Below are 16,509 nucleotides of genomic sequence, written 5' to 3' on the forward strand. Positions count from 1 at the left end.
CGAAGACATGTATAAACAAATCCTTGTTCCTGTCGATCTTAACGACAAAGGCTTTTCTGATAAAGCAGTCGAGCTAGCGGTATGGCACGCAAAACACAGTAATGCTGAAATACATATTTTAAACGTACTACCGGGCATTCACATGTCAATGGTTGCATCTTACTTCCCGAAAGATGCGGCGAACCAAATGAAGATTGATGTTAAAAACCAGCTCAAAGAGTTTGCAAACAAACACATCGACGATAATGTGGTGTATAAGGTTCACGTTGCCGAAGGCAAGGCTTACACAACAATTCTAGATTACGCAGAAAAGCTTGGCGCCGACCTTATCGTGATGCCAAGTCATAAGCGTTCAAAAATTGACAAAGTTATGCTTGGTTCTGTTGCGAGCAAAGTGGTACAGAACTCGCCAATCAATGTATTGGTAGTTAAGCCTCAAGGCTAATGGCTCCTAGCTAATAAGCTAGTACGCTACTAAGCCCTGTCGAGCTGAAATAAAAGACTTAAAAAGGTTGGCCTAAAAGCCAACCTTTTTTATTTCTACGTCATCAAGCACAGAGTGCTGAATACAAGCTCAATTAACCAACGAGATTTTGTGGCTTACCCGCAACAAACCCATCTATGTTATCCATTAAGATATCAGACAGCTTTTGAATGGAGCTATCACTCCCCCATGCCACGTGAGGTGTCAGCAGTAAATTAGGTAAGCGACTGTTAGCTAACAGTGGATTCGAGTTGTCTGCCGGTTCTTGTGTGAACACATCCATCCCCGCGCCGGCTATCTCATGATTTTTCAAAGCCTCAACTAAGGCTTGCTCATCCACTAACCCACCACGCCCAGCATTAATTAGTACCGTGCTTGGTTTCATCATTGCTAACTCTCGCTCTGAAATCAGGTTTCGAGTCGCTTCGGTCAACGGACAATGTAAGCTGATCGCATCCGCTTGCTGCAACACAGTCTCAAAAGGCAGGTACCCTTCTCGACAAGATTCAGCCCCTTTACGCTCAGCAAAGATGACGTTCATGCCAATGGCTTTCGCTAGTATCGCGGTTGCTTGCCCTAAGCTACCACTGCCCATTATGCCGAATGTGCTACCCGCCACATCTTGAATCGGATGAGTAAAAAAGCAGAACTGCTTGTCCTTTTGCCACTCTCCCGCTTCAATATCTTGATGATAACCAACGAGGTTACGCTTTAACGCAAATAGCATCGCGATAACATGTTCCGGTACCGATTGAGTCGCGTAGCCCTGTACGTTAGCCACTGCGATGTTGTTACTTTTACAGTAGCCAACATCGACATTGTTCACACCCGTCGCTGAAACGCCTATGAGCTTAAGCTGTTGTGCTTGAGCCAAATTCGATTCACTGAGCACCACTTTATTGGTGATCACGATATCCGCTCCCTCAATTCGCTCAGACACTTGCTCTGGCGCGGTGAAATTATACTCAACCCACTGATGCTCAAAGCTAAGAGGTTTTAAAATAATTTGAGATGGGATGGTGGCTCGGTCGAGAAAAACCACTTTCAACTTCGGCATTGTACTTCCTTGGTTCAGTCGATTGAATGGTCTTATTCTAAGCTTTTAGCTTACTGTAGTCTGGAAGCTCTGGCGCAATTTCAAAGTGCTGTTCAATTTGTGGTAAAGCTTGAGGATAAAACTCACAAGGAACAAAGATTTTGAAGCGTTGATTAGTCGCTGGATGATAGAAGCTCAGTTCACACGCATGCAAAGCCAGCCGATCGCTATACTCAAACGCTTCTGGCGTTGCATAAAACTCGTCGCCAACAATAGGCGCACCTATTTCCATACAATGCACACGCAGCTGATGAGAACGACCGGTAATCGGCAATAACTTCAATAAGGTCGTTTGAGCGTCTTCTTGCTCCACCACATACCGAGTCTGTGATGGTTTTCCCTCGTCAAAACACACTTTCTGACGAGGGCGGTTTGACCAATCACAAATAAGCGGAAGGTCGATCACGCCTTCCTTTCCTTCTACCTTTCCCCATACTCGTGCGTAATAGAGCTTATGGGTCAGCCGATATTGGAATTGCTTCTTCAAATGGCGCTCAGCGTGTTTGTGTTTAGCGAGCAGCATCAAGCCCGATGTCGACATATCCAATCGATGCACGACTTGAATATCAGCAAACTCCTCAACCAGCCGACTCCACATACTGTCGTAATGCTCTGGTAATCTCCCCGGCACAGAAAGCAGACCTGCTGGCTTGTTCACCACAAGAATATCGTCATCTTGATAAACAATATCAATCCACGGTTCACGTGGTGGTGTGTACTCTTCTAACGCCATTGGAGCCTCTTAATTGCTGGTGAATAAATAACTTATGGTTAACTCGTTTATTAATAAATACGATTTTCAACATTTTCGTACATAAAAGTTGACGACTTTACAAAACATGGTATTGATAGGGGGAATGGAAAATAAGAAGTCAGCATTAAAGGAAAAATAATGGAAAGTACGGTTAAAACAACCACAAAAAAAGCACAAACCTCTACTCCCCTATCAAGCTTAATTAAGTCTCTTGGCCCAGGTATCATGATGGCTGCGGCGGCGGTGGGAGGCTCTCATTTAGTAGCCTCAACCAAAGCTGGTGCCATTTATGGCTGGCAGCTCGCTGCTCTTATTATCCTCGTTAATATATTTAAGTACCCATTTTTTAGAGCTGGCATTCAATATACGCTAGGCACAGGTCAAAGTTTAGTTGAAGGTTACTCTAACCTAGGCCGTCCATATCTAGTGATCTTTTCGATGCTGAGCGCCATTTCCGCCGTCGTGAACACGGCTGCTTTGTTACTATTCAGTGCGAGCCTACTTAGCTACTTTGTTCCTTTTGATCTAGCGACTAGCACGCTTTGCATGATCGTACTAGCAACCTGTTTGATCATTCTGTTTGCTGGCCATTATCGTGCGCTTGACACCCTATCTAAAGCAATCATGGCGATCCTGACCATCACAACCTTAGCCGCGGTTGCCATTGCTATCGGATCTCCAGTCGAGCCTGACGCGGCTTTTGTTCCACCGTCGCCTTGGTCATTGGCTGCTATCGGCTTTATCGTGGTAACCATGGGTTGGATGCCGGCGCCTATCGAGATCTCAAGCATCACTTCAATGTGGCTAAAGAGCCAAAAAGAGAAACAAGAAGTAACCGCTCAATCAGCGCTGTTCGACTTCAATATAGGTTATATTGGCACGGCATTGCTGGCACTGGTATTTGTTGCTTTAGGCGCTCTGGTCCTTCACGGTTCAGGTGTTGAATTGTCTGGTTCTGGCGTTGGCTTCACTCATCAATTAGTCGGCATTTACGCCTCTACCATTGGGGAATGGTCTCGCCCACTGATCGCTCTTATCGCTTTCTTCTGTATCTTTGGTAGTACGATTACCGTTATCGACGGCTACTCACGCGTGCTTGCTGAATCACAACGTCTATTGCTTAAAAAAGAAAGCAGCCCAAAAATGCTACAGGGTTGGATCGTTATCGTATCTATCACAGCACTCGCAATTGTGATGTTCTTCAGTGCCGCATTGATGACAATGCTTGATTTTGCGATGGTGCTTGCGTTTGCAACGACACCCTTCTTCGCTCTGCTTAACTTCATTTTGGTAAGCAAAGCCAAACTACCAGAAGCGCTGGCGATTGGTGCAAAACTGAAATGGTTGTCAGTTGCGGGTCTTGTTTACCTATTTGGCTTCCTAGCGGTATTTGTTTGGTGGAAGTGGTTAATGTAATTCCTCGGCTCTTACACCTTTCAAACGCGAGATAAAAAGAAGGCCTTCATGATGAAGGCCTTCTTTTGTTAAAGCATTTCGCTGATTCAAAATTAGTTGTGAGAAACCACAATCAAGCGTAATGAATCTAGCTGAACTTGAGCTTTGCTGATGTAACCGGTCAGTTCATTGATTTGAGCTTCGATAACCTCTAGCTCTTCATCACGAATATTAGGGTTAACCGCTTTAAGCGCTTGTAAACGCTCTAATTCACCGTTTAGATTAGTCTGCATGTCTCGTTGAGCTTGTTCACGCACTTCTTCCACTTTCGGAAGTACATGCGTCTCACCCGCTTCGATAAGCTTGTGAATCTCACCTTGTACCGAATTTACTAGCTTACTTGCTAAGTGACGGTTTACCGGGCTTAACTGACGGTTAAAGCTATCGAATTCAACCTGAGCAGATAAATCGTTACCACGGCCATCCATCATCAAGCGAATTGGCGTTTTAGGTAAAAACTGGCTGATACCGCTGCGTTTCGGTGCTTGCGCATCCACAAGGTAAACCAGTTCAAGCAGGATAGTACCTACAGGCAACGCTTTGTTTTTCAGCAGTGATACCGCTGACGCACCAACACCTTCACTCAGTAGCAGATCGATACCGCCTTGAATCATTGGGTGTTCCCAGCTGATGAAGTTCATGTCTTCACGAGAAAGGGCGGTATCACGGTCGAACGTGATGGTTGCGCCTTCATAAGGTAAACCTGGGTAGCTTGGTACCATCATGTGCTCAGATGGTGTCACAACTAGCGCATTTTCACCCTTGTCGTCTTGGTTCAAACCAATCGTGTCGAACAGGCTCAGTGCAAACGTTACTAAGTTAGTATCGCCATCAGTCGATGCAATCTTCTCTGCAATGTCGTGCGCTTTGTCGCCACCGTTTGAGTGCATCTCTAGCAGGCGATCTCGGCCTTTCTCTAGATCCGCTTTTAGGCTTTGGTTTAGCTTGGCAGACTCTTCAATCACTTCATCAAGCTGCTCTGTATTACCAGAAGCCAGCATTTCGATAAGTACATCAGAGTACTTGTCGTAAACCGTGCGCCCCGTTGGACAGGTCTCAGCGAACGCATTCAGACCTTCATCAAACCAACGCGCAAGGATCGCCTGTGATGTGCCTTTTAGGTAAGGGACATGAATGTCGATATCACGTAGCTGACCGATACGGTCCAAACGACCAATACGTTGCTCAAGCAAGTCAGGGTTGAACGGTAGATCGAACATCACTAATTGGTTAGCGAATTGGAAGTTACGGCCTTCAGAACCGATCTCACTACAGATAAGAACCTGAGCGCCGCCTTCTTCTTGAGCAAAGTAAGCCGCCGCTTTATCACGCTCTAGAATCGACATGCCTTCATGGAATACGGTTGCACGTACACCTTCGCGCTCACGCAGTGCTTGCTCTAATTGCAAAGCAGTACTTGCACGTGATGCGATCACTAGGATCTTTTCGCTGCGCTTATCTTGGATCTTTTCAATCAACCAGTTAACACGTGAGTCGAACTGCCACCAGCTTGAATCTTCACCTTCAAACTCTTGGAAGATCTCTTCTGGATACAGCATCTTCATTGCACGAGCTTCTGGAGCCATCTTGCCACCGATCATGCCCGATACACGCATCGACGTTGTGTACTGCGTTGGAATGTCCATCGGCAGTAGGTTTACGTTACGCTTAGGGAAGCCTTTGATAGCCGCACGTGTGTTTCTAAATAGAACACGACCTGTGCCGTGGCGATCCATAAGGTTATCAATCAGTTCTTGGCGAGCTAGTGCTTGCTCTTCTTCGCTGCTATCACCTTCGATAATGCGGAATAGGGGCTCTACATCTTGCTCAGAAAGTAGCTCTGTTATCTGATTCTTCGCGCTGTTTTCCAGCTTCACACCAGAAAACAGTGCCGTTACTGCATCAGCAACAGGGGCGTATTGGTCTTCTTCTTCAACAAAGGCTTCGAAATCGTAGAAGCGATCAGGATCCAGCAGGCGCAGACGTGCAAAGTGACTCTCACGACCCAATTGCTCAGGGGTTGCTGTCAGTAGCAGTACGCCAGAAGTATTTTCAGCTAATCCTTCAACCACTTGGTATTCGCGGCTTGGTTTGTCTTGGCTCCACTCAAGATGGTGTGCTTCATCGACAACCAAAAGATCCCACTCACCTTCAAGTGCTTGCTCGTAGCGCTTACGGCTCTTACGTAGGAAATCCAAAGAACACAGAACGTATTGCTGGGTATCGAATGGGTTGTCTGATTCAGCAAACGCTTCAATACAACGCTCTTCGTCAAAGATAGAGAAATGCAGATTAAAACGGCGCATCATCTCAACTAACCATTGGTGTTGCAGAGTTTCAGGCACCACAATCAGAATACGTTCAGCACGGCCAGACAACACCTGTTGGTGGATGATCATGCCCGCTTCGATGGTTTTACCTAAACCCACTTCATCGGCCAGTAAAACACGTGGAGCATGACGGCGACCCACTTCATGAGCAATGTACAGCTGATGAGGAATTAAGCCAGCACGCATACCACACAAGCCACGCATAGGGCTCTTGTGTTGTTGGTACTGATTGCTCAGCGCACGATAACGCAGCACAAAGTTATCCATACGGTCGATTTGACCTGCGTATAGCTTGTCTTGTGGCTTGTTGAAGCGGATCTGGTTGCTTAAGAAGATTTCACGCAGAGTGACTTCTGTTTCTTGGGTATCTTCGCGAGTACCTAAGTAGGTTAACAGCCCTTTGTCTTCGATAACTTCTTCGACAGACAGAGACCAACCTTCTTGGCATTCGATGACATCGCCTACATTAAACGTTACTCGGGTTACGGGAGCATCAGTACGTGCATAGACACGGTTTTCTTCTGACGCTGCAAACATTAGTGTCACTGTGCGAGCATCCATTGCTACAACGGTACCTAAACCTAAATCGCTCTCCGTATCGCTTATCCAGCGTTGCCCCAAAGCAAATGTCATGAATCGACTACCTCAATCTTATAGTTGGAATTTGGTCTTTTTTAACTGCATTTTTAAACACGAGCGTTCTCACTCCCGAACTGAAAATATAGCCAAAAACGCCTAGTTTGCAGCCACTTTTTAAGTGCGCTCTAGATAATAAATATCTTGAGGAAATGGTGCAGAAAAAGGTCGCTAATCTTACTCGATGCTGTGATTTAGGTCACGCCTAAAGGCAATGATTTCATGCTTTTTTTCTGTTTTCGCTAGTGCAATCAAACTGTAAAAAAATCATGGTTAATCTATAGGTAGCAGATTGCTGCTCTCAGACGAATACGTCATATCCATCGACAACGATATGGCGCTGTTCCTCAAGATGAAGTTTAGGTAAGTAGTTGACTATCTGCAGAATCAGATACTAATCTTTATATGAGCTTTATCTACGTTCAATGAATGCAAGGCAAGCCGCATGTCGGCAAGGAGATGCTATGGGCGAGACCAACCGGAAGCTATTTGTTTTAGACACCAATATTCTACTTCACGAACCCTTCGCTATATTTTCTTTCCAAGAGCACGATGTCGTTATCCCCATGACAGTGCTAGAAGAACTCGACAGAATCAAAGACAGTAAAAGAGACGTTGCTCGAGACGCGAGAATTGCGATTCGCACGCTCGAAGACTTGTTCAGGGAAACCACACCCGATCAAATCTCGGAAGGCATTCCTTTCTCTAAAGAAATAAACGCATCCGGCAGTATTTCCATACTCGCTGACTACGAACTTCAAGAAAGCATTAAGGCCTTCGCCGACGATAAGGCAGGTGATAACCGAATCCTCAACGCTGTCCTCTATCTTCAGAATAAACGCGCACCACGCGAAGTGGTTCTCATCACCAAAGACATCAACATGCGCTTACGAGCCAAAGGCGCTGGTGTTCGCTTTGTTGAAGATTATCAAACCGATCAGCTGATTGATGACATCCAATACCTCACCAAAGGCTTTCAACAACTCGAAGGGGCATTTTGGGATGGCATTGATAATGTCGAGAGTAAGGCTCTAGGGGGAAAGACGTTACACACTCTAGCAAGAGCCCCTTTCGAGCCCACCTTCCTCAATCAATATGTGATTGACGAAGAGAGTGACTTTGCCGCTCGAGTCGAAGAGATTGAGTCCGAAACGATCACGCTTCGCGATCTAAGCCGAGAACGCTTAATGAATCGCAGAGCATGGGACATTACACCAAAGAACATCTATCAAGGTATGGCGATCGATGCCCTGCTCGACCCTGATATTGATCTGGTAATTCTCACCGGCGCCGCGGGTAGTGGTAAGACACTGTTAGCCATGGCTGCTGCGCTTGAACAAACCATCGAACGTAAACAGTTCGATAAGATCATCGTAACCCGAAATACACCGGATATCGGTGAGTCGATTGGTTTCCTTCCGGGTACCGAAGAAGAGAAGATGTTGCCTTGGTTGGCCGCGGTGACCGATACACTCGAAGCACTGCACAAGAATGACCACTGCACCGAAGGGTCAATGAAATACATCTGTGACAAAGCCAACATTCAGTTCAAATCGATTAACTTTATGCGTGGCCGTTCAATCCAGAATGCCTTTGTGCTTCTGGATGAGTGTCAGAACCTGACCGCATCACAAATCAAAACCATCATCACCCGTTGTGGTGAAGGCACCAAGATTGTCTGTTCTGGTAACCTAGCACAGATAGATTCTTCTTACTTAACCCCTGTGACTTCTGGCTTAACCTATATGGTCGAGCGTTTTAAAAACTTCGAAGGCAGCGCCAATATCCACCTCAACGGTGTAGTACGTAGCCGACTGGCAGAGTTTGCTGAAGAGAACATGTAGTGACTCTATACGCTCACTGAATCAGTAATCTAAAAACAAAAAGCGCCTCACATTGGAGGCGCTTTTCAATTTAATATCTTAAAGTAAATTGGCAGAGATTAGCCTGAATTACTCAGTACCACCAACGGTTAGCGAGTCTAACTTTAAAGTTGGTTGACCAACACCGACGGGCACACTTTGACCTGCCTTACCACACACGCCAACCCCACGGTCGATGCTTAGGTCATTACCGACCATAGACACTTGCTGCATTGCTTCAATACCAGAACCGATCAGCGTTGCGCCCTTCACAGGGTGGGTGATCTTACCGTTTTCAATCATATACGCTTCAGAAGCAGAGAACACAAACTTACCAGAGGTGATATCAACCTGACCACCGCCGAAGTTCGGCGCGTAGATGCCTTTCTCAACCGTAGCAATGATCTCTTCCGGCGTGTGCTCACCCGGTAGCATGTATGTATTGGTCATACGTGGCATTGGAAGATGCGCGTAAGACTCACGACGACCATTACCTGTCGGTGCCACACCCATTAGACGAGCGTTCAGCTTATCTTGCATGTAGCCTTTTAGGATACCGTTTTCGATTAGCGTGTTGTACTGACCATTAACACCTTCATCATCCACATTCAATGAACCACGAAGATCGGTCAATGTGCCGTCATCGACAATCGTACATAAGCTTGACGTTACTTGCTCGCCAACTTTACCAGAAAATACCGAAGAGTCTTTACGGTTGAAGTCACCTTCTAAACCGTGGCCTACTGCTTCGTGTAGAAGAACGCCCGGCCAACCAGAACCAAGGACAACAGGCATTGCACCAGCAGGCGCAGCCACCGCTTCAAGGTTAACGAGAGCTTGACGAATCGCTTCGTCAGCAAATTGGTAAGCAACTTGAGTACCGTTGTCATCACTTAGGAAGAAGTCGTAACCAAAGCGGCCACCACCACCCGCGCTACCGCGTTCACGGCGATCGCCTTTCTGAGCAAGCACGCTAATCGATAATCGAACTAGTGGACGAATATCACCAGCGTAAGTGCCGTCAGTCGCGGCAACCAGCATCTGCTCATGCACACCGCTTAGGCTTACCGATACTTCAGTCACCATCGGCTCTTTAGTACGAATGTAAGCATCAAGCGCTTTAAGCAGTTCTGTCTTTTGCTGTTTTTCCCAGCTTGCTAGTGGGTTTACCGCGTCATAGTAAGCTTGGTTAGAGTTACGTTTGAAAGCCTGTACCTTGCCGTTTTGGCCTTGCTTAGCGATACCACGAGCCGCAATCGCGCTCTGTTTAAGTCCATCCAATTGGATTTGATCCGCGTAAGCAAAACCGGTTTTTTCACCCGATACTGCACGAACGCCAACACCGCAATCGATATTGAAAGAGCCGTCTTTAATAATGCTGTCTTCTAGCACTAAAGACTCGTGCCAGCTTGACTGAAAGTAGATATCAGCATAATCAATTTGGCGGGTAGCAATGCTCGCCAATGTATCTGCGATATTCTGCTCCGTAAGCCCTGTTGGGTTCAGTAGCGCTTCTTCAATTTGATTAATGCTCATAAATGGCTCTTGTTTGTAATTAAAATTGATTGGTAAATCGAGAGTGTTGCGCGATTGGCATATTTTGCCTAATAGATTCGCAACTGGATGTGTCTATCTCAACCACCATACTTTTAGGATCTTGGCCTAACTGTGAGACCACTCGTCCCCATGGATCAACCACCATTGAGTGTCCCCATGTTTCTCTTTGGCAAGGATGCTTCCCCCCTTGCCCCACCGCGACAACCCACGACTGTGTTTCGATCGCACGGCACCTCAATAATGCTTCCCAGTGCGCTTGACCTGTCACTGCGGTAAACGCTGCGGGTACAACTATAATTTGCGCACCTTGCTTGCGTAATTCTGAATACAAGTGAGGAAAGCGCACATCATAACAAATACTCAAACCTAAGCGACCAAAAGGCGTTTCTGTTGTCACAACTCGATCACCCGGCGCAAAAATATCGGACTCTCGATAACACTTGTGTGCATCAGCGACATCAACATCGAACATGTGTAACTTGTCGTAGTGAGCCACTAAACTGCCAAAGTCATCAATCACTAAGGTTGTGGTCGTCACACCTTCTGTCGTACTTATTGGCATACTGCCAACTACGATCCAAACTCGATGACGTTTTGCTAACTCAGACAGTTTATTTTGCAATGGACCATTATTTAAAGGTTCCGCATATTTGTGATAATCAGCCTTGCTACCAAAAACTAACGCGTTTTCAGGGCAAACCACCCACTTAGCCCCTAAAGCTTTGCACTTTGCCACTTCTTGAACAAGGTAATCAAAGTTTAGCTCAGGGTTAGGGCCAGATGTCATTTGAATCAATCCAACACAATCCATGCGTATTACTCCTCCATTCATTTGATTCAGAAACCAGCATTGACCGTATTAACCACTTACCCTATTAAACGACGGCCGTCTTCACTAGCTCGTCATTTAACTAGCTCATCAATTAACTAACTCGCCAATAAACAACTCGTGTACTAACGTCTATTGCGCCAACTTTCTCAGCTTCTCTGGTAATTTGAACTCACCAGAACTACGGGAAAGCTCACTCACCGTTGGCGACTCCAAGGGCCCTTTAACCGAGTAGTTAACTTGAGTAAATACCTCAACCACAGGCGAAATAACCGTCGTCACCGCCAATACGTACAAAGCGGTTTGTGGGGTGACCGCAAAGGCTGTTAACACAGGAATACCCGAGGTAATATCGGGAGTAAAGTTCACCTCAGCATCAACCTGACGAGTATTGAGGTTAGCGATGCCTTTGATCTTCATCTCACCCGCGACCGCATCCATATTCAGATCATTAGTCAGGAAGATACCATTTTGGATCTCGCCAGTTCCTGTGATGCTATTGAATGCCATGCCTTTATCAAACACGTCTGAGAAATCGAGTTGCATCTTACGAAGTATGGAATCTAAGCTAAACAAACCCAGTAAGCGGGCGGCACCACTTACATCAGAAATAATGCCTTTACCAAACTGAGTTTCAACATTACCACTAAGGGTATCTATTTTGATCCCCCAAGGTGAACCATCCCAGTCCAGCTTCCCCTCTAACGCAAAAGGTGCTTTTTGAATCCCGGAAGTGATTCCAAAACGCTCCATTAACTCACTATTGTTTTCACCTTCAAAATCAACGGTTAAGGATGAATGGCTTGTGTCGCCTTTCAGCTTCCACCAACCACTTACATCCGCTTTGTTGCCGCCACTTCGAACCTGAATCTTGTTCCACTCAATGCGATCTTCTTTTCTGGTCATTTCGACGTCCACCTTGCCGACCTTATAACCTTGCAACCAAAAGTCGTTAAGTGTCATCGTCAAGTTGGGCATCGAATCATGAACCTTTTTATCTAATTCAGAGACCAATGGAGCCTCTTTCTCTTTTCGTCGAAGCAGAGTCTCTTGGTTTGTTTTCTCGCTCCACTCAGGGAAGAATAAGTGCAGACGGTCAAGTGAAACCGTTAAATCATAAGGAGGGAGATAATTAATATCACCTTCTAACTCTTGGCTAGAGATTTCCATTTGCCACGCTTGCTTATTCTTTCGAGCGCTAAAGTCGACATCGTTCCAAGAAATACCACCTAAGATCAACTCTTTACTCTCGAAAGTCACACGGCTTGGTGCCGGAATGCTTGGTGTGTCCATCTGGCTAAGCACTGCATTTGAGGGTTGGCTACTGGAGTTCATCAAGACCGATAACCAATCATCGGCATTGAATTTGTCAGTACGAATTAACGCATGATGCCCTACAACAGGGCTAATTTTATAACCGCCACGACCAAGCACTAAACTGGTGGCTGTTAGCTCAGGAATATCACCTTTAATATCAATCTCAGCCTGATATTTGGTGCTAGGGAGCTGTAAACGTGCAGTAATAGCTTCTTGGTTACCCGATGCCTGCAACCGCGCAGAGCCACTTTCTAAAGATTTCTTCGCTAATGGATATGGGTAATCACTCGCCAGATACTTAAGGTCGGACTGCAAATCCAATTGATAACTAAAACCGATATCATTGAGCTGTATATCAATCTGACTTTGCCATAACGCATGACCGGATAGGCGACTTAACCACTTTTCTCCAATATAAGGTTCTAGAGGCTTAACGTCCCAATCCCCTAACACATCGATATCGACTGCATAACCAGGGCCATCATTCAATCCTTTGAAGTCAATCGAGACCCCTTGCTCAAGTAGCTCCGCCGCCAGGCCATGTGCCGTTACCACATCATTATCAAACTCAATACGTCCAGTGGTATTTTCAAGCACTATCGGCGGGGCTTCAATCTCAACATGATTCCCATTCAGGTCGGCATAACCCCAAGCCCTTGGTTCTTTTTCAGAGTCAAACGGAATATTAAGCTGAAATTCAGAAGAAACATCACCACTGACCTGAAGTGCGGTTAAGGCAGCTCCTACAGAGTCGACTAATGGCGAAGCCGTCATGTAATCACGTACCGCATTACCTGACGCTGTCGCCTTAGCTTCAATTTCGATATGGCCGCCTTCCCCTAAATAAGGAATTCGCCCCGTAATACGATCTGCAGTGACATCCATCAATTGAGCTGAACGAGAATCCAGATGCATCGCAGCATTTTCAAACAGTAGATCAAGCTGAAGGTCAGTGATCAATGGCCAGCTTGTGTCAAAGCTAAATTTAGCGTCCTCTAAACCAACCCAAACTTGGAAAATTCCATCATGATTGGTATACGGATATTGAGCTAATTCACCATGCCAAAGTAATTTAACGGTGTCGGCTTTACCTGCTTGGATAGCAGTGGAAAGGTAGTCGGTTAAGTCTTGGCCAAGTGCCAACGTTGGTAAGTAACGCCAGGTTTCACCGACGTTGTAAGCGTCTGCTTCTCCATAAAAGGATAAGAACGGGCTCGCATCTTTTGGGAAGTCTAAGCGGAATGCGCCTAGTACTTGTAGATCTGGCGTGGCTGCCGTGACTTTGTCAGACCAAAGCTTCCAGCCGTTTTCATCTTGTTGCCAAACAATATCAACCTGACCCTGTTTGATATTCAGAGGGGCTTGAAATACGTCACCATAAGGAAATACATCGTCAATAACATTCAGGCTGGCTTTCGCTTCTGATAACGACCCAAAGACACTACCGGAAACTTGACTAAAACCTGGCAATAATTCCCATTGCTCGATTGCAAGGTCAGAAAAGCGAGCTGAATAACGTAAGCTTTCCATTTCTGATCCCATCGAGACACGAATATCTGAAACAGAGCCTCCTGGAGCCAACGAATGAATCATTTGAGTAGATTGCTCGGAATCTGGCAACAACTTAATCAGCGGGGTAATGGTTGCAATATCAAGTTCAGACACGTTGAGTTGCCATGAACCTTTAATCCACTTAAACGCAACGTCAAACTCAGGCCAAGGTCTGAAATCCGTTCTTAAATTGAGTGAGTGACCATTCACTTGCCATCCATCATCGACTGGAGCCAACTTAAAGATGCCCGACTCAACCATCAAGTCATGCTGACCATCTTCGTTCCACGTCAATTCAGAAGGCAATACCTCAACATAAGCGCTCACAGGCTGACTGTTTCGCAGAGTTACCCAACTATTGAGGCTCACTGTTCCGCTTTCAATGCCGGATTCAGCTTGCATATAATGCGTTAGCCACGGATTCACCGAGATACTATCAGCGCTGACATAGAACTCACCCGTAACATCGGCTAACGAGCCACCATCGACAAAGTTAGCACTCACTGACAAAGAGTTTAGGTTGGCTTCTTTAATACTCACCACGCCCTCTGCCAGGTGATGTTTACCGGAGTTTTGCCACTTTAATGTTTCGATATCGAGTTGACGCTCTTCGTCAGAAATCGTGCGGTATACGAGAGTTGAATTTGTAGCGGTCACGTCCACCAGCGTTTTCAACAGTAAATTATCTAGCTCTTGTATAACCCGTTTTGAAGTGTTTGATTTCGTTGGATTCTTATCATCTTCATTCCGGTCAGGAAACAGCTCAACTGAACGTATATCAAGATACATTTGATTCATCACAAGATCGGCAACCACAGGACGCATTTGAACAAGTGATTGAATCAAGTCGAACTCAACTTCAACACGCTCTACAGAAAAAGTCGTATCTTCTACGTTAGGAAGGCTGGCTTTAACACCTTGTAGTGCAATGGAAGGGTGAGTGTTACGCCAAAAACCACTCACATCTTGAATAGAAAACTCAAAGCCGGAATGTTGGTTTACCCAAAGCTCAATCTCAGATTGATACTTATTTAAATTGGGTAAAGCTACACGTAGTGTAGTAACGGCAATGGCTAGCGTTACTAAGATAGTAACCACTAACCACAAACATGCACGTAGAATCAGAGTAACGCTTGAGCTCACAAAATTTCCATTACATCATAACCACATCAAACTGCTCTTGTATGTACAGAGGCTCAGCCTGGATTTTAACTTGCTTGCCAATAAAGACTTCAAGCTCCGCAAGCGCATGAGACTCTTCGCCTTCTAGCGCCTCAGCCACAGCTGCCGCTGCGTAGACCACAAACTTATCGGCGTCGTACGCACGATTCACTCGCGTGATCTCTCGAAGAATTTCATAGCAAACCGTTTCAACCGTTTTCACACTGCCGCGACCTTCACAGGCAGGGCAACTCGAACACAGAATATGCTCAATACTTTCACGAGTTCGTTTACGCGTCATCTCCACTAACCCAAGCTGTGTGAAGCCGTTAATATTGGTTTTCACACGATCTTTGTCCAGCGCCGCCTCCAAAGAAGTTAGTACTCGCTTACGGTGCTCTTCAGACAGCATATCGATAAAGTCGATAATGATAATGCCGCCTAAGTTACGCAGACGCAGCTGACGGGCAATCGCCTGTGTCGCTTCGACGTTAGTATTGAAGATCGTCTCTTCTAAGTTACGACGGCCGACAAATGCGCCAGTGTTAATATCGACAGTCGTCATCGCTTCTGTTTGGTCAATGATCAGATAACCACCAGACTTTAATTCGACTTTCCGATCCAAAGAGCGCTGAATCTCGTTCTCGGTATCGTACATATCAAAGATCGGCTTATCGCCTTCATACAACTCTAGCTTGTCGGTCAGCTCTGGCACATACTCAGAAGTGAATTCTTTTAGGTTTTCATATTCTAAACGAGAATCGACTTGGATCTTGCTCAGCTCAGTCCCTACAAAGTCACGCAAGATACGTTGACTTAAGCAAAGCTCACCGTACAAACGAGTGCGTGCTTTGTGCTTACCACGACGCTCTAACACTTTTAGCCAAAGTCGCTTCAAGAATGCGGCATCTTGTGCAAGCTCATTAGAATCAGCACCTTCGGCTGCGGTACGGATGATGAAGCCACCGTGTTCGTCACAGTAACGAGAGACCACTTTCTTAAGGCGATTACGTTCAGACTCGCTATCGATACGCTGAGAAACACCAACATGGCTAGCACCCGGCATAAAGACCAGATAACGAGATGGTAGAGTGATATCTGTCGTTAACCGGGCCCCTTTGGTACCTAGGGGATCTTTGACGACTTGAACCACGATATCTTGCCCTTGGCGAACAAGCTCTGATATATCACGAACTTGAAACTGTTTCTTTTCATTTTCAGCGACACATTCAGTATGCGGAACAATATCAGAGGCGTGTAAAAAAGCTGCTTTCTCAAGACCTATATCCACAAAAGCTGCCTGCATCCCTGGCAGAACACGACTGACACGTCCTTTATAGATATTTCCTACGATGCCGCGTCGAGCATCTCGTTCGACATGGATCTCCTGAAGAGTTCCCCCTTCAATCATGGCCACACGAGTTTCACTCGGGGTCACGTTCAGCAACAATTCAGCACTCATGGTGCACCTCAGATC

Annotated in this window: 10 protein-coding genes; 3 read left to right on the top strand and 7 right to left on the bottom strand. The window is 45.9% G+C overall.

The window, feature by feature from the left end; translation table 11 throughout:
• Nucleotides 1-7: 7 nt before the first annotated feature.
• Nucleotides 8-445 (top strand): universal stress protein, encoded by a 438-nt coding sequence (locus tag OCV24_RS12335; protein ID WP_017055960.1) that lies wholly within the window; start codon nt 8-10, stop codon nt 443-445.
• A gap of 133 nt (nt 446-578) precedes the next feature.
• Here OCV24_RS12335 and OCV24_RS12340 read toward each other — a convergent pair whose 3' ends face one another.
• Nucleotides 579-1,541, bottom strand: a complete 963-nt coding sequence (locus tag OCV24_RS12340) for a D-2-hydroxyacid dehydrogenase (protein ID WP_150878680.1) — start codon at nt 1,539-1,541, stop codon at nt 579-581.
• A gap of 37 nt (nt 1,542-1,578) precedes the next feature.
• Complete coding sequence (locus tag OCV24_RS12345; protein WP_150878682.1) at nt 1,579-2,313, bottom strand: pseudouridine synthase; 735 nt, start codon at nt 2,311-2,313, stop codon at nt 1,579-1,581.
• Nucleotides 2,314-2,472: 159 nt separating this feature from the next.
• Here OCV24_RS12345 and OCV24_RS12350 point away from each other — a divergent pair, with 159 nt between their 5' ends.
• Nucleotides 2,473-3,750: an NRAMP family divalent metal transporter gene (locus OCV24_RS12350; protein WP_150878684.1), complete on the top strand. Its 1,278-nt coding sequence runs from the start codon at nt 2,473-2,475 to the stop codon at nt 3,748-3,750.
• 92 nt (nt 3,751-3,842) lie between these two features.
• Here OCV24_RS12350 and rapA read toward each other — a convergent pair whose 3' ends face one another.
• The gene (gene rapA, locus OCV24_RS12355) at nt 3,843-6,752 is read right to left on the bottom strand and encodes an RNA polymerase-associated protein RapA (protein ID WP_137008218.1); all 2,910 of its coding nucleotides are present in this window, start codon (nt 6,750-6,752) and stop codon (nt 3,843-3,845) included.
• Between the two features lie 467 nt (nt 6,753-7,219).
• Here rapA and OCV24_RS12360 point away from each other — a divergent pair, with 467 nt between their 5' ends.
• Nucleotides 7,220-8,599 (top strand): PhoH family protein, encoded by a 1,380-nt coding sequence (locus tag OCV24_RS12360; RefSeq protein WP_017055955.1) that lies wholly within the window; start codon nt 7,220-7,222, stop codon nt 8,597-8,599.
• 108 nt (nt 8,600-8,707) lie between these two features.
• Here the strand turns inward: OCV24_RS12360 and tldD are convergent, their stop codons facing one another.
• From tldD to rng, 4 genes are all read right to left on the bottom strand, one after another.
• The gene (gene tldD / locus OCV24_RS12365) at nt 8,708-10,153 is read right to left on the bottom strand and encodes a metalloprotease TldD (protein WP_046224508.1); all 1,446 of its coding nucleotides are present in this window, start codon (nt 10,151-10,153) and stop codon (nt 8,708-8,710) included.
• A gap of 19 nt (nt 10,154-10,172) precedes the next feature.
• Nucleotides 10,173-10,985, bottom strand: a complete 813-nt coding sequence (locus OCV24_RS12370) for a carbon-nitrogen hydrolase family protein (protein ID WP_077679919.1) — start codon at nt 10,983-10,985, stop codon at nt 10,173-10,175.
• A gap of 150 nt (nt 10,986-11,135) precedes the next feature.
• Complete coding sequence (locus OCV24_RS12375) at nt 11,136-15,014, bottom strand: YhdP family protein (protein ID WP_150878686.1); 3,879 nt, start codon at nt 15,012-15,014, stop codon at nt 11,136-11,138.
• A gap of 10 nt (nt 15,015-15,024) precedes the next feature.
• Nucleotides 15,025-16,494: a ribonuclease G gene (rng, locus tag OCV24_RS12380; protein WP_017055951.1), complete on the bottom strand. Its 1,470-nt coding sequence runs from the start codon at nt 16,492-16,494 to the stop codon at nt 15,025-15,027.
• Between the last annotated feature and the right edge of the window lie 15 nt (nt 16,495-16,509).

Source organism: Vibrio kanaloae (assembly GCF_024347535.1).
Lineage (GTDB): Bacteria > Pseudomonadota > Gammaproteobacteria > Enterobacterales > Vibrionaceae > Vibrio > Vibrio kanaloae.